26 protein-coding genes are annotated in these 24,278 nt (G+C 42.5%); 16 read left to right on the top strand and 10 right to left on the bottom strand.

What is annotated here, in order from left to right; genetic code table 11:
• Positions 1 to 3 precede the first annotated feature (3 nt).
• From ACIH2S_RS10195 to ACIH2S_RS10170, 6 genes are all read left to right on the top strand, one after another.
• Positions 4 to 312 carry a phage tail assembly protein gene (locus tag ACIH2S_RS10195; protein ID WP_430247358.1) on the top strand — a complete coding sequence of 103 codons (309 nt, stop codon included), beginning with the start codon at positions 4 to 6 and terminating at the stop codon, positions 310 to 312.
• Between the two features lie 65 nt (positions 313 to 377).
• Positions 378 to 446 carry a GpE family phage tail protein gene (locus ACIH2S_RS10190; protein WP_336297980.1) on the top strand — a complete coding sequence of 23 codons (69 nt, stop codon included), beginning with the start codon at positions 378 to 380 and terminating at the stop codon, positions 444 to 446.
• Complete coding sequence (locus ACIH2S_RS10185; protein WP_430247357.1) at positions 439 to 3,252, top strand: phage tail tape measure protein; 2,814 nt, start codon at positions 439 to 441, stop codon at positions 3,250 to 3,252. Before ACIH2S_RS10190 ends, ACIH2S_RS10185 begins: the two co-directional genes overlap by 8 nt.
• Positions 3,253 to 3,254: 2 nt before the next feature.
• On the top strand, positions 3,255 to 3,722 hold the full coding sequence (locus tag ACIH2S_RS10180) for a phage tail protein (RefSeq protein WP_196712366.1): 468 nt from the start codon (positions 3,255 to 3,257) through the stop codon (positions 3,720 to 3,722).
• A complete protein-coding gene (locus ACIH2S_RS10175) occupies positions 3,719 to 4,822 on the top strand; it encodes a phage late control D family protein (protein ID WP_265497587.1) in 1,104 nt (367 codons plus the stop codon). Before ACIH2S_RS10180 ends, ACIH2S_RS10175 begins: the two co-directional genes overlap by 4 nt.
• A gap of 84 nt (positions 4,823 to 4,906) precedes the next feature.
• Positions 4,907 to 5,101 (top strand): ogr/Delta-like zinc finger family protein, encoded by a 195-nt coding sequence (locus ACIH2S_RS10170; protein WP_265497586.1) that lies wholly within the window; start codon positions 4,907 to 4,909, stop codon positions 5,099 to 5,101.
• Between the two features lie 99 nt (positions 5,102 to 5,200).
• On the opposite strand, the gene ACIH2S_RS10165 is transcribed toward ACIH2S_RS10170, so the two are convergent.
• Positions 5,201 to 5,854, bottom strand: coding sequence for a DCL family protein (locus ACIH2S_RS10165; protein ID WP_265497585.1), 654 nt, complete (start codon positions 5,852 to 5,854; stop codon positions 5,201 to 5,203).
• Between the two features lie 336 nt (positions 5,855 to 6,190).
• A complete protein-coding gene (locus tag ACIH2S_RS10160) occupies positions 6,191 to 6,412 on the bottom strand; it encodes a DUF2594 family protein (RefSeq protein ID WP_036954881.1) in 222 nt (73 codons plus the stop codon).
• A 238-nt stretch (positions 6,413 to 6,650) separates the two neighbouring features.
• Between ACIH2S_RS10160 and ACIH2S_RS10155 the strand changes: the two genes are divergently transcribed.
• The 3 genes from ACIH2S_RS10155 (at position 6,651) to ACIH2S_RS10145 (ending at position 8,652) form a co-directional block, all read left to right on the top strand.
• Positions 6,651 to 7,850: a sugar transporter gene (locus tag ACIH2S_RS10155; RefSeq protein ID WP_036954884.1), complete on the top strand. Its 1,200-nt coding sequence runs from the start codon at positions 6,651 to 6,653 to the stop codon at positions 7,848 to 7,850.
• Between the two features lie 107 nt (positions 7,851 to 7,957).
• Positions 7,958 to 8,290: a DMT family transporter gene (locus ACIH2S_RS10150; protein ID WP_108478060.1), complete on the top strand. Its 333-nt coding sequence runs from the start codon at positions 7,958 to 7,960 to the stop codon at positions 8,288 to 8,290.
• Positions 8,291 to 8,346: 56 nt separating this feature from the next.
• Positions 8,347 to 8,652 (top strand): DUF333 domain-containing protein, encoded by a 306-nt coding sequence (locus ACIH2S_RS10145; RefSeq protein ID WP_036954891.1) that lies wholly within the window; start codon positions 8,347 to 8,349, stop codon positions 8,650 to 8,652.
• A gap of 64 nt (positions 8,653 to 8,716) precedes the next feature.
• On the opposite strand, the gene dsbB is transcribed toward ACIH2S_RS10145, so the two are convergent.
• Both dsbB and nhaB read right to left on the bottom strand, forming a co-directional pair.
• Positions 8,717 to 9,181 carry a disulfide bond formation protein DsbB gene (gene dsbB, locus ACIH2S_RS10140; RefSeq protein WP_230082526.1) on the bottom strand — a complete coding sequence of 155 codons (465 nt, stop codon included), beginning with the start codon at positions 9,179 to 9,181 and terminating at the stop codon, positions 8,717 to 8,719.
• 377 nt (positions 9,182 to 9,558) lie between these two features.
• The gene (nhaB, locus tag ACIH2S_RS10135) at positions 9,559 to 11,109 is read right to left on the bottom strand and encodes a sodium/proton antiporter NhaB (RefSeq protein WP_108478061.1); all 1,551 of its coding nucleotides are present in this window, start codon (positions 11,107 to 11,109) and stop codon (positions 9,559 to 9,561) included.
• Positions 11,110 to 11,329: 220 nt separating this feature from the next.
• Here nhaB and fadR point away from each other — a divergent pair, with 220 nt between their 5' ends.
• Entirely contained in the window at positions 11,330 to 12,046 is a 717-nt protein-coding gene (gene fadR / locus ACIH2S_RS10130) for a fatty acid metabolism transcriptional regulator FadR (RefSeq protein ID WP_036956460.1), read from the top strand.
• Positions 12,047 to 12,120: 74 nt separating this feature from the next.
• Here the strand turns inward: fadR and ACIH2S_RS10125 are convergent, their stop codons facing one another.
• On the bottom strand, positions 12,121 to 12,477 hold the full coding sequence (locus ACIH2S_RS10125) for a hypothetical protein (protein ID WP_154637564.1): 357 nt from the start codon (positions 12,475 to 12,477) through the stop codon (positions 12,121 to 12,123).
• A 406-nt stretch (positions 12,478 to 12,883) separates the two neighbouring features.
• On the opposite strand from ACIH2S_RS10125, the gene ACIH2S_RS10120 reads away from it, so the two are divergent.
• From ACIH2S_RS10120 to ACIH2S_RS10110, 3 genes are all read left to right on the top strand, one after another.
• Positions 12,884 to 14,185 carry a D-amino acid dehydrogenase gene (locus ACIH2S_RS10120; RefSeq protein WP_108478063.1) on the top strand — a complete coding sequence of 434 codons (1,302 nt, stop codon included), beginning with the start codon at positions 12,884 to 12,886 and terminating at the stop codon, positions 14,183 to 14,185.
• 36 nt (positions 14,186 to 14,221) lie between these two features.
• Entirely contained in the window at positions 14,222 to 15,286 is a 1,065-nt protein-coding gene (gene alr / locus ACIH2S_RS10115; protein WP_430247352.1) for an alanine racemase, read from the top strand.
• 170 nt (positions 15,287 to 15,456) lie between these two features.
• Positions 15,457 to 16,209 carry a MipA/OmpV family protein gene (locus ACIH2S_RS10110; protein WP_036956469.1) on the top strand — a complete coding sequence of 251 codons (753 nt, stop codon included), beginning with the start codon at positions 15,457 to 15,459 and terminating at the stop codon, positions 16,207 to 16,209.
• Positions 16,210 to 16,311: 102 nt separating this feature from the next.
• Here the strand turns inward: ACIH2S_RS10110 and ACIH2S_RS10105 are convergent, their stop codons facing one another.
• Together ACIH2S_RS10105 and gapA are read right to left on the bottom strand one after the other, a co-directional pair.
• Complete coding sequence (locus tag ACIH2S_RS10105; RefSeq protein ID WP_036956471.1) at positions 16,312 to 17,205, bottom strand: D-hexose-6-phosphate mutarotase; 894 nt, start codon at positions 17,203 to 17,205, stop codon at positions 16,312 to 16,314.
• Between the two features lie 229 nt (positions 17,206 to 17,434).
• Positions 17,435 to 18,430: a glyceraldehyde-3-phosphate dehydrogenase gene (gapA, locus tag ACIH2S_RS10100; RefSeq protein WP_006658762.1), complete on the bottom strand. Its 996-nt coding sequence runs from the start codon at positions 18,428 to 18,430 to the stop codon at positions 17,435 to 17,437.
• 356 nt (positions 18,431 to 18,786) lie between these two features.
• On the opposite strand from gapA, the gene msrB reads away from it, so the two are divergent.
• Both msrB and ACIH2S_RS10090 read left to right on the top strand, forming a co-directional pair.
• The gene (msrB, locus tag ACIH2S_RS10095; RefSeq protein ID WP_036956472.1) at positions 18,787 to 19,200 is read left to right on the top strand and encodes a peptide-methionine (R)-S-oxide reductase MsrB; all 414 of its coding nucleotides are present in this window, start codon (positions 18,787 to 18,789) and stop codon (positions 19,198 to 19,200) included.
• A 147-nt stretch (positions 19,201 to 19,347) separates the two neighbouring features.
• Positions 19,348 to 19,638 (top strand): YeaC family protein, encoded by a 291-nt coding sequence (locus ACIH2S_RS10090; RefSeq protein WP_187129838.1) that lies wholly within the window; start codon positions 19,348 to 19,350, stop codon positions 19,636 to 19,638.
• A 70-nt stretch (positions 19,639 to 19,708) separates the two neighbouring features.
• On the opposite strand, the gene pncA is transcribed toward ACIH2S_RS10090, so the two are convergent.
• The 3 genes from pncA to sppA all read right to left on the bottom strand — a co-directional run bounded on the left by pncA (position 19,709) and on the right by sppA (position 23,454).
• The gene (gene pncA, locus ACIH2S_RS10085; RefSeq protein WP_154599220.1) at positions 19,709 to 20,329 is read right to left on the bottom strand and encodes a bifunctional nicotinamidase/pyrazinamidase; all 621 of its coding nucleotides are present in this window, start codon (positions 20,327 to 20,329) and stop codon (positions 19,709 to 19,711) included.
• Positions 20,330 to 20,352: 23 nt separating this feature from the next.
• The gene (gene ansA, locus ACIH2S_RS10080) at positions 20,353 to 21,372 is read right to left on the bottom strand and encodes an asparaginase (protein WP_108478066.1); all 1,020 of its coding nucleotides are present in this window, start codon (positions 21,370 to 21,372) and stop codon (positions 20,353 to 20,355) included.
• A gap of 228 nt (positions 21,373 to 21,600) precedes the next feature.
• Complete coding sequence (sppA, locus tag ACIH2S_RS10075; protein WP_430247351.1) at positions 21,601 to 23,454, bottom strand: signal peptide peptidase SppA; 1,854 nt, start codon at positions 23,452 to 23,454, stop codon at positions 21,601 to 21,603.
• Positions 23,455 to 23,716: 262 nt separating this feature from the next.
• Between sppA and ACIH2S_RS10070 the strand changes: the two genes are divergently transcribed.
• Positions 23,717 to 24,268: an NAD(P)H nitroreductase gene (locus ACIH2S_RS10070; RefSeq protein ID WP_036956481.1), complete on the top strand. Its 552-nt coding sequence runs from the start codon at positions 23,717 to 23,719 to the stop codon at positions 24,266 to 24,268.
• Positions 24,269 to 24,278 lie beyond the last annotated feature (10 nt).

The raw sequence follows: 24,278 nt of genomic DNA, 5'->3' as shown, positions 1-24,278 counted from the left end.
AAAATGACTGTTGAAATGAAGAAAAATCAAGCCACTGTAAAACTGGATGAACCCATTAAACGCGGTGAAGCAGAACTTACCGAAGTCGTCATACGTAAGCCGAACACCGGTGCATTACGTGGTGTGCGTTTGCAAGCGCTGATGGATATGGATGTATTGTCTATGTCAGAAGTGTTGCCGCGTATCACTTCCCCCTCGCTGACTAAGCCTGAAATCATGGCGATGAATCCCGCTGATCTGGTGCTGCTTTCGATTGAGGTGGTTAATTTTTTGCTGCCGAACTCGATGCGCACGGACTACCAGAACGATTAACCGTTGATGATTTGGTCGCAGATATTGCGACCATTTTTCATTGGCAACCGTCGGCAACCGCCGAAATGAGTCTCATCGAATTATTAGAATGGCGTTATCGCGCTTACAAACGAAGCGGACACGGTGATGAGTAAAAACCTACGTTTACAAGTCGTGCTAAATGCTGTCGATAAATTGACAAAGCCATTTCGTAGCGCGCAAGAGTCCAACAAAAAACTGGCGGGAGCTATCCGCCAGTCTCGTGATGCATTAAAAACCCTCAACCAACAGGCTGGACAAATTGAAGGGTTTCGCAAAGTCAAACAACAACTCAATGAAACTCAGCAGGCTTACCAGACCGCAACGCAACGCGCATCAGCGTTAGCCCGTGAGCTGAGCGCAACAGAAAACCCCACTCGAAAGCAAGCCGATGCGTTAAGAAAAGCGCAGCGAGAAGCCTCACAATTAAAAAATAAATATGGCGAATTACAGCAATCTGTCCAGAGGCAGCGGAGCGAGCTGCAAGCGAGTGGTATTTCAACGAATCAACTCGGGCAGGCGCAGCGGCGATTAAACAGCGACATTGCTAGGACAACTCAGCAATTACAGCGGCAAGAGCAGCAATTAAAGCGCAGTGCTGAGCAAGAGCGGCGCATGGCGAGCGCCAGAAATAGCTATCAATCTGCAATGGACACGCGAAATAAAATTGCCGGTTCGGGGGCGGCAATGACCGCCACCGGTATTGGTATGGGGTATGCCGCTAAAAAAGTGCTGGCACCCGGCTATGACTTTGAAATCGGCATGTCAAAAGTGCAGGCATTAACACGCTTAGATAAAGATTCGGCTGATTATAAGATGCTTAGAACCCAAGCGCGTGACTTGGGTGCGACCACGGCATTTACTGCCAATGAAGTGGCACAAGGGCAAGCGTTCTATGCCATGGCAGGGTTTAAGCCAGAGCAAATTAAAAATGCCATGAAAGGTACGCTGTCAATGTCGTTAGCCGGTGATATTGATTTGGCGACGACAGCAGATATCGGCTCTAACATTTTAACCGGCTTTAAACTTGATTCTGGTGAAATGAACCGCGTGAGTGACACGCTAGTCGCTACGTTTACACGCTCAAACGTTAACTTAAACATGCTCGGCGATACCATGAAATATGTTGCACCGGTGGCGTCAGGGTTAGGGGTTGATTTAGAAACGGCAGCCGTTGCAGCCGGTAAGTTGGGTGATGCGGGTATTCAAGGCTCAATGGCGGGTACCAGTTTACGATCTATTCTGGGGCGTTTGGCTGAGCCGCCAAAACAAGCCGCTGAAGCACTCACAAAGTTGGGTATCAAAACCCGTGATGCAAAAGGGAATTTACGCGAGTTTCCCGCCATTCTTGAGGAATTGGATAAAAAAACCAAGAAAATGGGTACCGCACAACGCGCGGGGCTGTTCAAACATATTGCGGGAGAGGAGGCGTTCTCAGCGTTATCCGTCCTTGCCGATCAAGCGGGTTCAGGGCAACTGCAATCCATGATTGCAGAAATCAAAGCTGCAAAAGGTGAAGCCGAAAAAGTGGCTAAAACCATGACCGATAACCTTGACGGTGATTTGAAAAACTTAACATCCGCGTATGAAGATGTCGGCATTCAGGTGTTTGGTGGCGCAGACAGCCCATTAAGAAGCATTGCGCAGCAAGTCACGGGGTTAATTGGTCAATTTGGTGAATGGGCAAAGAAAAACCCTGAGTTAGTCAAACAAATCACTATGATCACTTTGGGGCTAGGTGGCTTGCTCGCCGTGGGTGGTGGTATTTCGTTAATGATTGCGGCAATGATTGGACCACTCGCGATGGCGAAGTTTAGCTTGTCGGTATTGGGCATTAAAGGCAGTGGCTTCTTATCATTGTTAATCAAGCCGATTAAGTTAGTGGGGGCGGCATTTATGATGCTGGGGAAAGCCTTATTAGCGAACCCGATTATCTTAATTATTACGGCGATTGCGGGAGCTGCATACCTTATTTACAAATATTGGGATGACATTGTTCCTTACGTTAAAAAATTATGGGATGGAGTTTGTCGTATTTTTTCGGCTGCGTGGGATTGGATTAAATCATTTTTGATGAACTGGACAATAGTTGGTCCTATTGCTAAGAACTGGGATCAGATTACAGCTTACTCGGCGCAAGTTTGGGATGCAGTGAAGCAAACTTTTTCACAATTTTGGGAGTGGGTGAAATATTTCATCTTAAACTGGACAACGGCGGGATTAATTTACAAGCACTGGGATAGCATTGTATCTGTGACGTCGAATATGTGGACGCTTATTAAAAAGACCATTTCAGATAAATGGAATGAAATCATTAATGATGTCACTAATCTACCGGCATATTTCCAGCAAATCGGCGGGCAGATCATCGATAGCCTTAAAAACGGGATTCTGGAAAAGTGGGAATCATTGAAAGCCCAATTCGCTGAAATTAAAAAAATGGCAACCGATCTCTTACCTGATTGGATGCTGTCGGATGAAACTAAAAATTTACGCGCAATGAATCAAGTGACCGTCTTACAGGCGGGGATGAAAAGTGCGGGTATGTTCGACAGTGGCGGCGTTATTCCTCGTGGTCAATTTGGCATAGTCGGTGAACGGGGGGCGGAAATTGTCGAGGGTCCTGCTTGTGTGACCAGCAGACGAAATACGGCAGCCATGGCAATGGCGGCGGCAATGACGCTAGGTTCATTAGCCGAGCCGGTGAGTGCAAAGCCTATCCACCCGTATGCGGTTAATGCAGGGGCTAAATCCTCGGCACCATCCAGTCAGCCTATTCCAGCGCCAATCATTAATATTTATCCGCAACCGCATCAGTCGGCACAGGATATCGGGCAAGAGGTTGCGCGACAAATTGAAGCGTATTACAGGAAGCAAAAGGCGGCGCAGCGTAGCCAATACCGTGACAGTGAGGAGTATTAATTATGGCAATGGCAGCGTTAGGGTTGTTTGTTTTTGAATTGAGAACAACCCCATTTCAAGGGATGCAGCGAGAACATCAATTCCGTTTTGGTTATCACAATCGTATCGGTAAACGACCAAGTTACCAGTTTTTAGGACCATCTAATGATCCGATTACTTTGTCAGGTACGTTGTACCCTGAATTAACCGGCGGCAAGTTTTCGCTGTTAGCCTTGCAGGCTATGGCAGAGACGGGTAAAGCGTGGTCGTTTATTGGTGGTGATGGCACTATTTACGGGATGTATGTCATTGAAAGCCTAAGTGAGAATAAAAGCGACTTCTTTGAAGATAGCGCAGCCAGAAAAATTGAATTTACGCTAACAATAAAACGAGTAGATGAGTCACTCTCTGAGATGTTCGGTAATCTTAATGAGCAGTTAAACTCTGTCACGGATGCGGTCAGCAATGGGATTGGGGGAATGCTAGGGTGAATGATTTTTTTCTAACTGGCTTTGAGTCGATACCACAATATGTCATTACAGCCGGTACGGTGAATATCAACGAACGATTACAAGGGCGATTGATCTCACTAAGCATAACGGATAATCGCGGATTTGAAGCCGACCAACTTGATATTGAAATCGATGATGCCGACGGAAAAATGATGCTACCTAAACGAGGTGAAGAATTATCCATTCATCTGGGCTGGAAAAATGAGCCGTTAATTTTTAAAGGAAAATTCACGGTTGATGAAATTGAATACAGTGGGGCGCCGGATAAAATTGCTATTCGTGGTCGCAGTGCGGATTTTAGATCTACGCTCAATGTGAAGCGTGAAATGTCTTACCACGACAAAACCCTCGGCGATATTATCAAAACGATTGCTCAGCGTAACAATGTAGAGCCAGTTATTGAGAGCCAGTTAGCGAAAATCCAGCTTAAACACATTGACCAAACCAATGAGTCAGACGGTTCTTTTTTGGCAAGGTTGGGTAAGCAAGAGGGCGCTATCGCTACCATTAAAAATGGACAACTGCTATTTATGCCGCAGGGGAGTGGTAAAACCGCAAGCGGAAAGTCGATCCCTCCTTTGCTGCTAACGCGCGAAATAGGTGATAGCTACCGGTTTTCGTTGGCGGACCGAGGGGCATACACCGGCGTAGTCGCAAGTTGGCTAAATACCCGCAAGCCAAAACAAAAAGATGAAGTTAACGTAAAGCGCAAGCGTAAGACTAAAAAGAAAGATCCGACTAAAACCAAAGTGGATGAGCCTCAAGGGGATTATCTTGTCGGTGAAGAGGGTAACACGTTAACGCTTTCACACACGTACGCGAACAAGGGCAATGCGGAACGGGCAGCAAAGGCTGCATGGGAAAAAATGCAACGTGGGGTTGCTTCATTTTCTATTCAACTTGCAAAGGGGCGAGCAGATATTTACCCCGAAATGCCGGTTAAAGTACAAGGGTTTAAGCCTGAAATTGACGGCGCGGAGTGGATATTAACGCGGGTTTCTCATTCATTAAATGACAGTGGGTATACATCCTCGCTTGAGCTGGAAGTCAAAGTATCAAGTCTTGAAATGAGTGAATGAAAAATAAAGAAAAAGTAATGACTACTGTATAAAGTGTCAGTACAATATACGTAATATCAACATCATGAAAAAGGTAACCGAATCATGATGAAATGTCCTCTTTGCGGCGAGCTAGCCCGTATTCGTACTTCACGTTATATCACTAACGAAACCAAAGAAAACCACAACCAGTGCCAGAATGTTAATTGCAGTGCAACATTCATCAGCCACGAATCTATTTCACGATTTATTGTTAGACCTAAATTGATTGAAGAAAGGAATATCATACACAAGTGTTAGTAATGTAATATTTTTTTGAAAAAACGCTCGAAAATAATCGGGCGTTTTTTGGGAAAATGATTTTAAAATAATAGATATACAATATGAGGTTTATAATAACTATCTTCTTCTTAAGTTTGCTTTAGCACTTAAGAGCGTTAACTGGGCATTGAGTTTATGATATTGAATCCATTGTTCTTTTAAATTAAGGTCGTTAATAACTCCTCTTTGATCTCTATCCTCAGTATTTGGATCTTTTAGCATTATAGAGTCAATAGATTGTCCTGATTCTTCTAAAAATTTTAAAAGCAATTCGTCAAATGTAGGAGTTATATATGCTACATGGCTATTATCAAAATTTAATGGGGTATTTAATATAGGACAGGTTGGTGCTTCTTTTAGAGCATTTCTTTTAAATTCTATCACTGCTGCTTTCACTGCACGCCTAAATGCATAAGATACAATAGATTTTTTAGATGCAGGCTGAATACAGTGAACCCAACTAATATCAACATCTGAAGTGTCAACTCTGTATATATGAAGATATTTGTTATTGTGGAAGTCTTTTTCTACCTTAATGTATTCAATACCACACCCAATTTTTTCTTCGTATTCAGAGTGCAATTGAAATAGTTCGGAGAAAAAAGTCTCATCTTCCTCATTAAGCCGATCGCCAAATTGGTAACGAGTTAACTTTTCTCTAATAGCTTCTTTTGCTGCATTTTGAGTTCGAAATTGATAGTCTCCAAAACAGACTGGTTTTGCCTTTGCCATTTTTTATTTTTCCTGAATGATTATTGTTAAATTCTTATTATATAACACTTGAACAGATAAAGAGAAAACCCCTCCAATAATGAGGGGCTAAAACTAAAGGTGGGTTACATCGTGGATGAGATGTGGATGTCGTCTTATAAATCCATTTATAAAACAGTAAATTAGAGGCAAAAAAAAGCCCCCTTCATAGGGATCTGAAGGGGGAGCTAAATGAATAAAGAATGGTTTAATTCGAGATCAAAGATAAAGGATCCTAGTGAACGAAACTTAGGTTTTTGTGCACTTTAGTTCGCTGTTTTGAGTTAGCGCTTAGAATCGCATTTATCGCTAAAGCTCTTATTGGCGATAACCTGTCTTGATTTGTTCTAAAATGTTTTTGTAAGTCTCAGCTTGCTTCTCATCTTCCATCGAAGCGACTTCGCGTTGCATTTTGATCAGAATTTTACCCGCATCAGCCTGACCGATAGCTTTAAGCATATGAGTAACAAGATTTTTTAAACAAGTTACTTCGTCTGCTAATGCGTTTACGTCTGGCTCAGTTGGAAAATGGGTTTTCATTTAGGAATTCCTGTAAGAATAAAAAGTAATTTGCAGATTGTAGCATAGAAGAAATGATTCTGTCGCTTTTCAAACTGACATGAAAATTAAAGGGGTATAACTGTTTCTCTATGAAAAAATAGTGTGAACATGATAATTTTCAATCCTTTAAAGATGAATGGAGAATGTGATATTATTCACAAAAATGTACTAAAGGTTGTTCTTTACCTTAATTATCATCAACAGGATGTCGTAAACCATGTCCCAGGTTTCTCGAAGCACTGCATGGATCCGTGTATTGGCGCTTTCCGTTGCGGCTTTTGTCTTTAATACCACCGAATTTGTTCCCGTCGCATTACTGAGTGATATTGCTGAAAGTTTTGATATGACCGTTGCCCATACGGGGCTGATGATCACCATTTATGCGTGGGTTGTCGCGGTGATGTCTCTGCCATTAATGCTGATGACGGGGAAATTTGAGCGGCGAAAATTACTGGGAATTTTGTTTGTTGTCTTTATTCTCAGCCATATTCTATGTGGGATTGCGTGGAATTTTGAAGTGCTGATTATCGCACGTATTGGTATCGCATTATCTCACGCAGTTTTCTGGTCGATTACCGCATCATTGGCGATCCGCGTCGCGCCTGCGGGTAAAAAAGCGCAAGCATTGGGCTTGCTCGCAACGGGAACGGCACTGGCAACCGTGTTGGGATTACCGTTAGGGCGAGTGATTGGGCAATGGATGGGCTGGCGAGTAACATTTTTGTGTATCGGCGTACTTGCGTTATTAACCCTGATTGCGTTATTACGCTTTTTACCACGTTTACCGAGCGAACATTCCGGTTCATTAAAAAGCCTACCGGTTCTGTTTAAACGTCCCGCATTGATGGGTGTCTTTGTGTTAATCACCGTCGTCATTACGGCTCATTTTACTGCGTATAGCTATATTGAACCGTTTGTACGTGATATTGCCTTACAGAGCCAAAATTTTGCCACACTGTTATTATTAATTTTTGGTGGGGCTGGTATTTTTGGTAGCGTCTTGTTTAGCCGCTACAGTAGCCGCTTTACGCTCTCATTCTTACCTGTATCGATGACCTTACTGACGCTTTGTTTAGTGTTATTTATGCCACTAAGTGGCGATGTTTGGACGCTGATTGGTACCTGTATATTCTGGGGTATGGCGATCATGTGTATTAGCCTTGGGATCCAAGTAAAAGTATTGGATTTAGCGCCAGATGCGACCGATGTCGCGATGTCGATTTTCTCTGGGTTATTTAATATTGGAATTGGTGCTGGGGCATTATTAGGGAACCAAGTGATTACCCATATGGGAATGACCAATATTGGGTATGTGGGGGCAATTATCAGCCTTTTAGCACTTGCTTGGTGTGTGTTTATCTATACCCGCTATCGCTCAGCTTTTGCAGAAAAACAGTCAACTGCTGCTAATTATTAAGCTAGATTTATTCATTTGGCACTGTACTAATTAAAGGTTAGTGCGGTGCTTTTTTGTGTGTTAAATTTCTGCCAAATTTTAGGCTAAAAAAGAGAGAAAGGTGAACGATGAAAGGATTGAGCTTCTTATTAATGTCCATTATTGCGGAAGTGATTGCGACTACAACATTAAAAGCATCAGATGGTTTTAGCCGTTTTTGGCCCTCTTTAGTGGTTATTATTGGTTATGCAGTCTCTTTCTGGGGGCTTTCCCAAGTCGTGAAGGTGATGCCACTGGGGATTGCGTATGCTATTTGGTCAGGATTGGGAATTGTGTTGGTTTCTGTGGCGGCTATCTATATTTATAACCAAAAACTCGATTTACCCGCAATTATTGGTATGCTATTAATTATCATTGGTGTATTAGTCATCAACCTGTTTTCTAAAAGTGGTACCCATTAATGAGATTCAAAACATAGTGGGACTCAAAACAGCGCTGATACTATCGGAGAAAGAGAATGAAAAGGAAAGGTCAGGCGCTGTTAAAAACAGTCGTGGCAATGGGTTCAGCTACCGTATTATCCATTTTACTTTCAGCGTGCAGTAGCCCTGATAACAGTAAAATGACAAGAGCAGAAACGTCCGGTTCTCAATATGCTCAGCAAGTGGTGAATTTAGGTCCCGGTGCTCAAGAGGCATGTACTTCTGCTGGTGGGCTGCCTTCACTGAATTTAGAACTCAATGGTGAAAAGACCCCAGTTTGCCAATTTGCAAATGGGCGTCGTTGTGCCGTTTCGGCAATCCGTAGCGGGGCGTGTATCTAAGTATTTTTGTGAGCTAATGATTTGAATCGCCCATCAAGCACAGTTGATGGGCGAAAAAGAAAGGCTATTTTTTGCTTGGGAAGAAGAGGCTGATCGCAACGATGATGCCAACTAAGATGTAAGCTGCAAAAATACCGACTAACCACTGCGGCATGTCTAACCCTAAGAATGCCCACTGTCTAACCGCACAATCACCTGTCGCTTCAAACACAGAAGGTACCCATTCTTGAAGTGGTAACCAGTCTGGGAAATTAACAAAGAAATCACACGATGCAAACGGAGATGGGTATAGTTGCAGCATGGTATGTTCCCATGAAAGGTCTAATCCACGCCAACCCGCATACAGCCAAACCACAATCGCAATCACTTTAACGACGGTGCTTTTCGGTGCAATCGCTCCGATTAAACCGGCCGCAATAATTCCCATCAATGCAACGCGTTCATAGATACACATTACACAAGGTTGCAGTTTCATAATATGTTGGAAATACAGAGCGGCACATTCAAGCATAAAAGCAGTGAATGCCATAAGTAGCCAGGCTGACCGTCCTTGAGAACAGTAATTAAAAAATCTGAACATAATAAATTCCCTTCATCAATAATCGGCTTATTTTGCCTCTATCTGGGTGATAAAAAAAGCAGCAAAATCAGATTAGAATAAGATTAGCTTAGTTTTTACGTTTTATTACAAAAAAAGCCGCATAAATATGCGGCTCAGACCATTTCCAAGCCCATCAGGTTTGGAAGTGGCTCTTTTGGGTTGTAATATTAACGAGGAAAATCAATTTATTGATTTTCGCCTGATAACACAAAGAGGGAAAAACCACGCTTTTATCCCTCTTTGTCATCAACCTCAGCCGCATAAATATGCGGCTTTAAATCCAGAATCTGAACAATCAATATTGATCAACGTGGAATAGAAATTAACCCTAAGCTTTCCATCCAATCAGTTAATGGGATAAGCCATAGCTCAACACCTAACAGACCGACGATTGTCATTACAACCGTAAATGGTAATGCCATCCACACCATTCGACCGTAAGACAGACGAATCAGCGGAGACAGTGCTGAGGTTAACAGGAACAAGAAGGCGGCTTGTCCATTTGGCGTTGCAACCGACGGTAAGTTTGTTCCGGTGTTAATGGCGACCGCTAAGTGCTGATATTGCTCGGCTGAAATTAAGCCTGCGTTAGCGGCTTTCAATGCTTCAGTAATATACACGGTACCGACAAACACGTTATCTGATACCGCAGAGAGCAACCCGTTAAACAGATAGAATAGGGACAGTTGCGATGATTCAGAGGATTGCAGTACATACTGAATAAATGGCGTAAATAGCTGCTGATCAATGATCACGGCGACAACGCTGAAAAATACCGTCAGTAGGGCAGTAAACGGCAAGGCTTCTTCAAAGGCTTTCCCGAGTGCGTGTTCCTCAGTGATCCCACAGAATGTCGTGGCAAGAATGATTACGGACAGACCAATCAGACCCACTTCGGCAAGGTGAAATGCCAGCGCGAGAATTAGCCAAATACCGATAAGACCTTGAACGATAAGCTGTGCTTGCTCTTTTTTACTGCGTTTAGCGCTCATTTTTTTATCGTGTTCGGTTAATACTTGGCGGACGGTATCGGGCAATTCAGCCCCGTACCCAAATACTTTGAACTTCTCAACGAGGAAGCAGATTACCAGCCCACATAAGAAAACGGGGATAGTGACAGGCGCCATCCGCAGATAGAAGGTAATAAAATCCCACTCAACATGTTTTGCGATGATCAAGTTTTGTGGTTCACCCACCATGGTCATTACGCCGCCAAGGGCAGTACCGATACCCGCATGCATCATTAGGCTACGTAAGAACGCACGGAACTGTTCCAGCGTTTGCTTTTTCTCAACCGTATCAATGAAGGAATCATTTTGTAGATCCGTATTGCTAGGTTGGCTAGATGCATATTGATGGTAAATAGAGTAGAAACCAATAGAAACGCTAATGACCACAGCAATGACGGTTAAAGCATCTAAAAAAGCGGATAAAAACGCACTTGCTAAGCAAAATGACAACGCTAAAATTCGTTTAGAACGGACGTTTATTAACAGCTTCGTAAACACAAATAACAGAAGTTGCTTCATAAAGTAGATGCCAGCTACCATAAAGATCAGTAACAGAACTACTTCAAGGTTATTACTGATTTCATGAGAAATCTGTGCAGGAGAAGTCATACCAATTAGCACAGCTTCAATGGCTAATAGACCACCAGGTTGTAATGGGTAGCATTTTAGTGCCATCGCCAAGGTGAAAATAAATTCAATGACGAGTAACCAACCGGCGATAAACGGGTTAACAAAGTAGAAAACAATTGGGTTTATTATTAAGAACAAAATGATAGCAAGTTTGTACCAATCTGGAGAATTTCCCAAAAAATTCTTCAAGAATGCTCTTCTTAAACTAAAATCCATTATGATTTTTAATCCTCTTTAACTGGTGTTGTGTGACAGCGCGTTACATACTACTCTTATCTTTTATAGAATTTAAGCTTATTTGCTAATAGATAATCCATTAATTATATGGGGTTTTTACGATTCACCTACGGTTTATTGGAAAGCTAACTATCTCAGATTGTGACAATCTGGTATGCTTTCGCGTAGTCCGTCTAAAAATGTTTGGAATAATAAAAATATGGTTATTAAAGCTCAAAGTCCGGCAGGTTTTGCGGAAGAGTATATTATTGAGAGTATTTGGAACAATCGTTTTCCTCCAGGATCTATCTTACCCGCGGAGCGTGAGCTATCTGAATTAATCGGCGTAACCCGTACGACATTACGTGAAGTTTTACAGCGTTTAGCCCGTGACGGGTGGTTAACTATTCAACATGGTAAGCCAACCAAGGTCAATAACTACTGGGAAACGTCAGGATTAAATATTCTGGAAACGCTGGCAAAGCTTGATCACGACCGCGTGCCTCAGCTAATTGATAACTTATTGGCAGTACGTACTAATATCGCTGCTATTTTTATTCGTACAGCATTTCGTAATGATCCGGAAGCCTCATTAGAAGTGTTATCGGGTAAAGATAAGGTTGAAGACAATTCGGATGCATTTAGCGATTTGGATTACAATATTTTCCGTGGTCTGGCATTTGCATCAGGCAACCCAATCTACGGCTTAATTATTAATGGATTACGAGGGTTATACACCCGTGTTGGGCGTTATTATTTCTCTAACCCTGAAGCGCGTCGTTTAGCGTTAAGCTTTTATCAACAGCTAAGCAATTTATGTCGCGAGCAAGCTTATGACCGTATTATGGATTGCGTCAGAAACTATGGTAAAGATAGCGGGGTAATCTGGCACAATATGCAAAGTAATATGCCATCTGATCTCGCAAATAATATTTAATTCATTACTTCTTTTCCGATAAGAGCCAGTGCTTAGCGCTGGCTTTTTTATTGCTATTAGTCATATTCCAAATATTAATTTAGTAAGCAAGTGCAGGAGTCATCTATCGTAACGATGTTGTAATAATCGATTTCTTTGTTTGATAATTCTTTAACCACCCTATCTATAAAATTATCATCTGACAAATTTATAGAGTCATCATTTATTAGACAGTGGAAACCTACTTTTAATCTACTTGTGGTTGCTGGTAATGCATAAATTGGACATTCAGGTATGCGGGTTGTGCTAAAACAGACATTGTCTCCATCTATCTCAATACGTATTTTTCCTACAGGGTCACAAAGCACTCCTGCAAAACTCATATGAGCGAATAAAAACAAAATAGCACCTATCCCCATTAATCGTCCTACAGAAAAGATCTTTCTCATCATGTTGCTACCCCCTTTAATTAACTTTTTGAATTTATGTTGGATAGGAATATCAATCACTACAGATATTTCAGTTGAATAACCTAGAGAATTATAACTTTTCAGTATTAAGTGAAGTGACCATGAAGTTAATTAAATTGGCACATAATATATTGCACTCAAATTAAAGCACAAAATATTGAATTTTATTTTTTTTTTGAAGTGGTCTTTAAATTAATTGCATCCAATTCAATTGGATATATTTTTTCGAGGATTTTTAACCTGAAATAATAAGCTGCATTGCAAATTTAAAAGGCGCTTAATCAGCTTTATTGTCTTTTTTGTTAAAAATGTTAATCAACTGTATTGGAAAATAAAAACTAGAATATTATGCTAACAGTAATTCCATTTTGTTCTCTTGAGGGGTTCTATGAAAGTTCTCGTTTTAGGTGCTGGCGTTATTGGTGTTACCACTGCGTGGTATCTAGCACAAGAAGGGCATGAAGTTTGCGTCATTGATAGACAGCTTGATGTGGCTGAAGAAACCAGTGCAGGAAATGCTGGACAAATTTCTCCAGGATATGCAACCCCTTGGGGTGCGCCGGGGATACCTCTTAAAGCCGTAAAATGGATGTTTGAAAAACATGCTCCTTTAGCGATCAAACCCGACGGTAGCCTGTTCCAATTGCGTTGGATGTGGCAAATGCTGAAAAACTGCGACATGCAGCACTACACCATGAACAAAAGCCGTATGGTTCGAATCGCAGAATATAGTCGTGATTGTATACGCCAACTTAGAGCAGATACTGGTATTAGCTATGAAGGTCGCCAAGGCGGTACGTTACAGTTGTTTAGAACCGCAAAACAGTTTGATAATGCAGCCAATGATATTGCGGTTTTACAGCAAGAAGGTGTGCCATACGAATTACTGACCTCAGAACAGCTCATTACGGCTGAGCCTGCATTGGCTTTTGTAAAACATAAGCTGACAGGGGGGCTACGCTTACCAAACGATGAAACGGGGGATTGCCAGCAATTTACTAAAAAACTGGCAAAAATGGCGGAGCAAGCCGGGGTAACATTCCGTTTTGGTTGTCATGTGGAGCAAATTTTAACGGATGGTAAGCGCATTAGCGGCATTAAGGTCGACGGCGAGATTTTGCTGGCGGATCAATATGTCGTTGCCATGGGGTCATATTCCACACAGATATTGCAGCAATTGGTGAAAATTCCGGTTTACCCTCTGAAAGGTTACTCATTGACGATGCCAATCATCGATGAATCACGCGCCCCTGTTTCTACAGTGTTGGATGAAACTTACAAAATTGCAGTGACACGCTTTGATCAGCGTATTCGCGTCGGGGGAATGGCGGAAGTGGTTGGTTTTAATCTTGATGTACTGAAAAAACGTTGTGAAACCCTGAAAATGGTGGTGCAAGACCTTTACCAAGGTGGTGGCGATATTAGCCAAGCGCAATTTTGGACAGGATTGCGTCCAATGACACCAGACGGCACCCCTATTGTCGGACCGACAGAATTTAGCAATTTATATTTGAATACGGGACATGGAACCTTAGGTTGGACAATGGCTTGCGGCTCTGGCAAATTGTTGGCTGACTTAATTTCAGGGAATACGCCAGACATCGCGGCGGATGATTTATCGGTATTTAGGTATACCGATGGTTTTAATACGAAATTAGTCAGTACTGGTCATTTATCGCCTGCGCGTTAATTGAGCGACGCAAAATATCAATAATAAGGAATCGCAATGCCACGCCCAATTCGTGCTGTCATTCATCAACATAATTTAGAACATAATTTAGCAGTGATCCGCCAGAAAATTGGTCAAGCGAAGATCTGGTCAGTCATGAAAGCAGATGGTTATGGTCATGGTATTAAACGAATTTGGCGTGGACTAAAAGATTCTGATGGTTTTGCCGTTTTAGATCTCCATGAAGCCATTTTATTGCGAAATGAAGGGTGGAAGGGACCAATTTTATTATTGGAAGGTTTCTTCCAAGCCGATGATTTGGCCGTTATTGACCAGTATCAGTTAACAACCAGCGTACACAGTCGCTGGCAGTTAGCTGCCATTGAGCAAGCTCCACTAAGCAAACCTATTTCTGTGTATATTAAGCTCAATAGTGGAATGAATCGCCTAGGTTTTTCGGTAGATGAGTATGCGGATATTGTGTCTCAACTGAACCAAATGGAAAATGTCGCTGATGTGACACTAATGAGCCATTTTGCAAATTCAGATTTGGTAGAAGGAACACAAGTGCCGTTAGCGAAAATCCAGCAATTTTCACCGTTATCACTGCCGACTTGCATTGCAAATTCGGGTGCAGTTTTATGGCATAAAAATACTCATTATGATTGGGTTCGTGCTGGGATTGTGCTGTATGGTGCGTCTCCGAGTGGCAAATGGGGCGATATTGCTGAATATGGTTTAAAAGCGGTGATGACGTTACAATCTGAAATTATTGCAGTCCATGATATTGAAGCAGGTCAATCCATTGGTTACGGTAGCAGGTTTACGTCAGGAAAACCGATGCGTATCGCGACGGTCGCTTGTGGTTATGCTGATGGCTATCCTCGTCATGCGCCAACTAGAACGCCAGTTTGGTGTCATGGACAGCGTTGTGCGTTGTTAGGTGCTGTTTCTATGGATATGCTAACGATCGATATTAGTGACTGTCCTGAAGCGGCTATTGGCTCTCAAGTAGAGTTGTGGGGCGAGAACTTACCTGTTGATGATGTGGCACAGTCGGCGGGTACAATCGGTTACGAATTATTATGTGCGCTAGCACGTCGAGTACCTATTGATTTTTAATAAAAAAGCATCTCGATTCATTCACTTGGCATAGATTCTTTGTTGAGAAAGATAGACAATTAAGGGAATTTAGCTTTAAATGTGAACCATCTCATTAACGTGGGTGAAATTTCCCACGTTATTCATTGTTTATTGTTAACTTCATCTGAATAATTTGGGTTTAATTTAAAATGTCTAAAACAATCAAAATAACCTCACTTGCCATTGCGTTAAGTGCGGCTTCAAGTGCTGCGTTTGCTGGAACTTGGTCTGTTGGAGGCTCTGTATTAGCGCAAGCAACACCGTATAAAGGCATCAAAACGAGCGACTATATTTCGCCTGTTCCCGTTGTAAATTATGAAAGTGAAAATTTTTACTTCCGTACTTTGGCTGTAGGTTATTACCTATGGAATGATAAAGTTGACCAGTTGTCTTTAGATGCATACTACTACCCACATTTCTTTAAACCAAAAGATAATGATGATGCTGACATGCGTAAGCTGGATCGTCGTCGCGATACTGTGATGGGTGGCTTTACTTACCGTCATAATGCTGACTGGGGTACATTGCGTTTCAATGGCTCTCTCGACATGTTATGGGAAAGCGAAGGGATGCGTGCAGAAGCAGCTTACCTGTATGCATTTAAAGGTGATAACTGGTCTTTAACGCCAGGTGTAGGTATCAAGTGGGATAGCGCGAAACTGAACCGTTATGAGTTCGGTGTGACATCCAAAGAATCTGCCAACAGCGGATTAAAGCGTTATGAACCAAACTCAAGCTGGACACCGTATGTGGAGCTGTCAGCTAATTACAAAATGACAGACAGCTGGTCTCTGTTTGCACTGGGCCGTGTTGATAAACTGTCTAGTGAAGTAAAAGACAGCCCAATGGTCAATAAATCTTATTCGGCGATTATGTGGAGCGGTGTGACTTACACCTTCTAATTCATACACTGGAATAGAATAAAAAACCCCAAAATGGCTAGGCTGTTTTGGGGTTTTATTTTTGCATTTATTCTTACACTTATTTTACGTTTGGTTTTATGTTTATTGTTCTTGCTGTGGCTGCGGTTTATTTTCGCGGCATACCATCACGAGAGAAAGGCGAGAAGGGTTTTGCGCTTCGGATTTCATTGGCATATGAATGCGAGCTGTTTCTACACAAACCATCTGTTTGTAACCATTATTAGGCATATCCTGCATGCTACACGATAATTCTGCCCAAGGGTTCCAGCACACCACATCACTGTGATGATAATGATGTAACTCAATGGTGCGATTCCAGCCATCATCACGCAATAAGCTGTATTCTTCCGGCTCGGTATATATGCGGTCAGTGTGCTTATTAAATTTCAGCGGCTCTGAAATATAGGCTTCTCTGTCAGCCACTTTATCAATGTAATGTCCACCAAGACCATAAACGGTGGCTTTCTGGATATCACTGATATTGAAATAGCTGTGTAATGCAGCGGTAGCCTCGAAGTCACCATAACTTTCTAACTCAAGCTCGCAGGTTTCCCCGAGCTTCATACGTAAAATCAGCGTGAACTCATGAGGCCATAATTTGCGGGTGTATTCGTTATCCGTCAGGGTAAAGGTGAGGATCACACCACAATCATGCTCATTATGAGCCGTAAATTGCCAAGGTAAAATACGGGCGAATCCGTGACTAGGGCTGTTTACAGGACCAAACCATGGCCAGCAAATAGGAATACCACCACGAATGGCAACCCCTTCTTTAAATGCACTTTCGGGACTTAGCCAAAGACAGGGTTTTTGACCTGCGGGTTGCCAGTCAATTAAGTGGGCACCTTGCAAGCTCACAGCACCACGCACTTTTGGATGCGAAATGACGATCAGTGGTAAATCCCCAAGTTGACGTTGGGTAATGTAAGGGGAAATTTGTTTGATAACAGGTAAAGCAAAAATTTTATCATGCATTGTCTTGCGCCTGTGGTTGTTGGTCCATCATCACGACCTAAATCAGCGACTATAAATAGAGCAGTAACTAGAAATAACAATATAACAAACTCACGATACTGCAAGCGGCATTGAATGAAGCGGGAGACGCAGCTTGGAGTATATTGAGCTGGGCTTTAATTTTGAATGTATGAAAGATACAAAAGAGCCGCCAAAAGGCGGCTCAGTCACACTGATTACTTAACAACGCTTATTTAGAGATGTGAGCAATCAGGTCTAGAACTTTGTTAGAGTAGCCAGTTTCGTTGTCATACCAAGAAACCAGTTTCACAAAGTTATCGTTCAGAGCGATACCTGCTTTAGCATCAAATACTGAAGTCAGTTTTTCGCCGTTGAAATCGGTAGATACAACGTCGTCTTCAGTGTAACCCAGAACGCCTTTCAGTTCGCCTTCTGCAGCTTCTTTAATAGCGTCGCAGATTTGTGCGTAAGTTGCTGGTTTCGCCAGACGTGCAGTCAGGTCAACAACAGAAACGTTAGGAGTTGGAACACGGAAAGACATACCAGTCAGTTTACCGTTCAGCTCAGGAATAACTTTACCTACAGCTTTAGCAGCACCAGTTGAAGATGGGATGATGTTCTGAGAAGCACCACGACCACCACGCCAGTCTTTGTGAGATGGACCATCAACAGTTTTTTGAGTTGCTGTGGTTGCGTGAACAGTGGTCATCAGACCTTCAACGATACCAAATTTGTCGTTGATAACTTTAGCCAGTGGAGCTAAGCAGTTAGTTGTGCAAGATGCGTTAGAAACGATTTCTTGGCCTGCGTAAGCTTTGTGGTTAACGCCCATAACGAACATTGGAGTGTCATCTTTAGAAGGACCAGTTAACACAACTTTCTTCGCGCCTGCTTGGATGTGTTTACGAGCAGTCTCGTCAGTCAGGAAGATACCTGTTGCTTCAGCAACAACATCAACACCGACTTCGTTCCATTTCAGGTTCGCAGGATCTTTCTCTGCTGTAACACGGATTTTTTTACCGTTAACAACTAAGTGACCATCTTTAACTTCAACAGTACCGTTGAAACGACCGTGAGTTGAGTCGTATTTCAACATGTATGCCATGTACTCTGCATCGAGTAGGTCGTTGATAGCAACGATTTCGATGTCAGAACGCTCTTGTGCAGCACGGAAAACGATACGGCCGATACGACCAAAACCATTAATACCTACTTTGATAGTCATAGTATTTCCACCAGCTATTTTATTTCGTGAATTAAGATGTACTTAAAGTTACCAAAACCTTGCCAGCCGTCAAGCGGAATCGTGTCAATTATTGAAAAAAATCAATTCTGATACCACTATCTGCATATTTGTCAGTCACTTCAGCAGCAAATACAGCCGCACGTATTATCGGGATTGTTCAGCATAATGAAACCATCCATCAGTGATATATGTGAGGCTCATCACAAATCAAACCGTAAAGTTCTAACCTTAATAGTCTAGAATAGTTTTCCACTGAGCGTTGTTAAGTTTTTGTTGCTTGAAATGGATGCAAAATCGTTTTAATGCGCATCTTTTTGAAAAAAAGTAGGTAATCAATGTCGAATAAAGATAAGCAAGCTATTGATTTATCAAAGCTTAACCAAGTCCAGCTGCATGTTACACAACACGCTGGCACAGAGCCCCCGTTTAGCGGCCAATTATTGCATAACCGTAAAGATGGCGTGTATGAATGCCTCTGTTGTGGAACCCCTTTATTCCTTTCTGAGACCAAATTTGATGCAGGCTGCGGATGGCCGAGTTTCTTTCAACCGATTGATGAAAGTTTGATAAAATTTATCGAAGATTTTTCTCACGGTATGCATCGAATAGAAGTGCGTTGTGGTAATTGCAATGCGCATCTTGGGCATGTATTTCCTGATGGCCCACAACCAACAGGACAGCGTTACTGCATAAATTCAGCATCGCTAAGTTTTACGGATGACCAAACGGGTGAAAAGACCCTAGGATAACGTGCTGAAGCTTGCTGAAGTGTCAAAATACATTTGGCAATAACGATTCAGCTAGTTATTCAAAATACACTATAGATATAACACCGCAAGAATAATTATCGAGATTGCCACTAGATTGATGTGATGAGGCGTAACGTGAGCGTAGAAATGGATGCACAACAAATAGATCAATTACTGTCTGTCATGACCCCTGAAATTTACCAGCGTTTAGTGACTGCAGTGGAGTTAGGTAAATGGCCAGATGGTGTGGCATTAACGCCAGAGCAGAAAGAAAATACTTTGCAGATGGTGATGCTATGGCAGTCACGCCATAACCATGATGCGGAACACATGACGGTCGGTACTGACGGTCAAATTACCATGAAGAGCAAGCAAGAGTTAAAAGCGCTTTTCCAAGGGGATAGACTTGCGACATTGAAACCGCAGGATAACGACTAAGTCAGTATATCGCCCCGTCAGCTAACGGGGCGAATTTCAAACCTATATCATGGCTAGTTACTACAGTATTCTAGCGGGATGATGTGATTAGACTAGCCCCCGCACTCTGCATTTCCGCTAAAGCCTTCTGGCTATCTTCAGGGGCTAAATTAACGCCACGGCACCCATCCGTTAGCACATCAACACGATAGCCCAGCCTCAGTGCGTCCAGTACAGTAAACTTCACACAATAGTCCGTCGCAATGCCCATAATCATTAAATGGCTGATTTGTTGTTGCTGAAGCCATGTATGCAGCTCTGTTTGACTGACTCTGTCATTATCAAAAAAGGCACTGTAGCTATCGACTTGCGGATTTTCACCTTTAGTAAATACCTTTTGAATAGCTTGGTGATTAAGCTCTGGATAAAAATCAGCGCCATGGGAGCCTTGCACGCAGTGAACTGGCCACCAAACCTGTGGCAATCCATTAAGTTCACCAAGGGCACCAATAGGCTGGCCAGAGTTCACGGCAAAACTGAGATGGTTTTCTGGATGCCAATCTTGGCTGGCGATCACAGTGATACCCTGTTTTTGGCATTGCTCAATAACTTGGTTAGCGGTTTCAATAACCTGTTCGCTTTGTTTTACAGCGAGAGCACCACCAGTACAAAAATCATTTTGTAAGTCTACTAACAGTAATGCTGATTTCATCTTTCTTCTCAGTAGGTTATAGCTTATTCATCAGCGTAGCTTAATTCACCACGCAGGTTATTTTGCATTAATTCTCGAATAAGCTCAGAGGTATAATCTTGGCTTAGTAAGTAATGTAATTTACTCAATGCGGCTTCAAAAGTCATATCAAAACCACTGATCACTCCAGATTCTGCTAATGCATGTCCTGTGGCGTAACCTTCCATATTTACACGCCCAGAAATACATTGGGTGAGGTTGACGACAATAATGCCGCGAGAAGTTGCTTCACGAAGGATGCGTAAAAGCTCGGGTTGCTGAGGAGCATTACCGACACCGTAAGAGCGCAAGATTAGCGCTTTAACCGGTTGTTGAAGAATATTTCTTACGATTTCAATGGATAATCCAGGGTAGAGCGTGACAACTCCAATAGGTTGCGGGGTAATGCGATGAGTTTTTAATTTCCCAATGCCAATCGGTGCAGGGCAGGCATTGAATGTACGGATATGAATACCGGCTTCCATCAGTGGAGAGCAGTTTGGCGAAGTGAACGCTTCGAAACCATCAGCATGCGCTTTTACTGTGCGGTTACCGCGATACAGTTTGTTATTGAAGAATAAACCCACTTCATTGATCGGGTAGTTTGCCGCTAAATAAAGCGCATTAAGCAGGTTGGTTTGCCCGTCGGAACGTAGGGCTTCCAGTGGGATTTGTGACCCCGTCACAATAATGGGCTTCTTCAAGTTTTCAAACATAAAGGAGAGCGCAGAAGCGGTAAATGCCATGGTATCAGTGCCATGTAGGATCACAAAACCATCATATTTATCGTAATTTTCACTGATGTCATCGGCGATATTTTGCCAATCTTCCGGTGTAATGTCCGAAGAGTCGATTAATGGCTGGTGTTCACGAATCGTAAATGTTGGCATTTCAGGGCGATGAAACTCAGGCATTTGGGCTAATTGTGCCTGTAGGTGACCAGAAACAGGAATATAGCCTTGAGGAGAATGGCGCATGCCGATGGTGCCACCCGTATAAACGACATAAATCGATTTCTTCTGCATTTTGTTACCTAACGATGACAGACGAAGTTCTGTATGAATAAGAAATTCTGTGTGTGAATAATTTGGATTATAAGGATTTTGGCTTATTTGCTGGAGATAATCTATGGATAAAACAAGATATTGCAGATTGTTGTGATGGAAACTTCAGTTTACGCCAGCGTCATTCACCGCGAATGGCAGCCCCTCTAAGATTAACTTGAGAGGGGAGCCATGGGTGGAAATGAATAATTAGTTAATTTCAGCGCAGTTTAAGCAAAATGCGTAACGGTTTTGCGGGTCGTTCATTTTTAAGAAAAACTGAGCTTGGCGGCGAATATCAGTAGCGACCGCTGGTGGTAGGAATGTTTGCAATGCATCAGGCATCATGACTTGAACGTTGCTTGTCAGTTCAAGGATTAACTGATCCATAAAGGAAAGTTCAGGTTGCATCCAATCCAGCTCGACAGATTTTACTTTCGCTAATTCAGCGGCTTTTGCAACGGCATCATCGAAATCACCGAGTTCATCAACTAGACCAATCTTCAGCGCATCCTTACCAATCCAAACGCGACCTTGGGCAATTTTATCGATTTCTTCTGGTGTTTTATGGCGAGATTGAGCGACTAAGCCAATAAAGGTTTGGTAGCCATTTTCGATGGTGATTTGCATCATATCGGAAAATTGAGGACTGATCCCCTTAGTGACAGAAACGCCCGCTAATGGTGAAGTCGAAACACCGTCAGTATAAACGCCAATGGATTCTAATGAGTTTTCAAAGGTATTGATCACACCGAAGATACCGATAGAACCTGTTAAGGTGCTTGGGCTTGCAATGATGTAGTCAGCTGGTGTTGAGATCCAGTAACCGCCTGATGCGGCCATACCACCCATTGATACGACGACAGGTTTCTTCGCTGCGCGGGCTGCGGCTAATTCACTGCGGATCAAGTCAGAAGCGCTGACACTTCCACCAGGGCTATTAACACGTAATACGATGGCTTTAATATTTTCATTTAAACGGGCATCACGGATTTGAGCTGCTAGGGTTTCGCCACCAGCAATACCGGGAGTTTGCGGACCATCCATGATGGCACCTTGTACTACGATGACTGCAATATTGCCGTCGCTGTTGCTGGTATCGGCAATTTTAGTGGAGTAATCATAGATGCTAATGCCATTGAATGTTTTATCTTCTTTATTCCAACCAAACTGATTAGAGAACACATTTTCGGCTTGTTCGCGGGTGTAGATCTTATCTACTAATTTTTGCTGTAAAGCATATTGCGCAGTATCACCTTTGGCTGCGCGAAGTTGTGCAATGAGTTTATCCGCTCCCGGGAAGATTTGCTCTGCTTTAGATTGGCGATTCTCTGCGATAGAGCCTAAATAGTTATCCCACAAGGTATTTAACCAAAGCAGGTTAGCTTCACGGGCTTCAGGTGACATATTATCACGCATCATCGGTTCAACCGCAGATTTGTAGGTACCAACGCGGAAAATATGGGTGCTTACCTTGAGTTTTTCTAATAACGATTTGTAATACAGGGTATCCGTTGAGAAACCGTAAATACCCACGGCGCCATGGGGTGCAAGATAAATTTCATCTGCAAAGCTCGCTAAATAATATTGAGCTTGTGTATAGCTATCGCTCATGGCATAGACTGATTTCCCAGAGGCTTTAAACTCTTCAATCGCTTTACCGATGTATGCCATGGAGGGTTGATCTGCGCCCACCAGATTATCTAAACGTAGTATTAGACCTGTAATGCGGTCATCGTCAGCGGCGGTACGAATGGTATCGACGATATCGAATAGCGAGTTTTCCTGCATTAAGTTATTGGAGGTACCTAGTAATTCGCGACTCATACGTCCGAAAGGATCTGGGGAAGAGACTTGGTCAACAACAATCCCTTGTAGATCAACAACCAGTGCACCAAAATAGTTTTTTTCTGGCTCGCTGTCGGATTGCAAGAGAGAATAACCGCCAATCACTAAAAATAACAACACGAAGAAAATTGCGTTGAAAACAAATTGTCGAATGAAATTAATGACTCGCCAGCTAAACTTAAAAACAGTGGCGAAAATATCCCAGAGTTGTCGCATTTTTTCTCCAGTGTGAGGATATCAATCAAGATGGCGGCATAAGATGACGCGCGAATGATTTAGAATATCATCTATTTGACAGATGATTAATAGATAGATTAATCAATAGATTTAATCCTATACAGTATCAAACGATGACAGATACCAAATAATGTAATACAGGATTATTCATAACAAAACCATTGTGGGCGTTGTACAATAGCCTGATGGTATTTCTATTTTGCTGAGCACTACATCAGCTTACTCTTAATCGGAGATCAATATGGATGCATTAACCCTTTTGTTGAACCGTCGTTCAGCTTCACGCTTAACCACTCCAGCGCCACAAGGCGAACAACTCGATAATATTCTTACCGCAGGAATGAGAGCGCCAGACCACGGAGCATTAAAGCCATGGCACTTTGTTGTCATGCAAGGAGATGGTATCGCTCGCTTCAGCCAACTGCTTGAAAAAGCAGCGGTAGAAGGCAAGTTAGGCGCGGAAGTTGAAGAAAAAGCGCGTAATGCACCATTTCGTGCGCCACTCATCATTACTGTGATTGCGAAAGTGAAAGATCATCCCAAAGTGCCACAGTGGGAACAAATTGTTGCTGCAAGCTGCACCGTACAAGCTATGCAAATGGCCGCTTTAGCACAAGGTTTTGGCGGTATTTGGCGTTCAGGTTCATGGACGGAAGACGCTATTGTACGTGAAGGTTTAGGTTGTGAAGAAAATGACCATATCGTCGGTTTCCTTTATTTAGGTACACCAGAATTAAAAGCGCCTGCAAAAGCTCAACAACCTGATATGACAGGTTTTGTGTCCTATTTCTAAATAGAAAGAG

Source organism: Providencia lanzhouensis, from assembly GCF_050469745.1.
GTDB classification, from domain to species: Bacteria; Pseudomonadota; Gammaproteobacteria; order Enterobacterales; family Enterobacteriaceae; genus Providencia; species Providencia lanzhouensis.
This window is presented reverse-complemented; position numbering and strand designations above follow the sequence as displayed.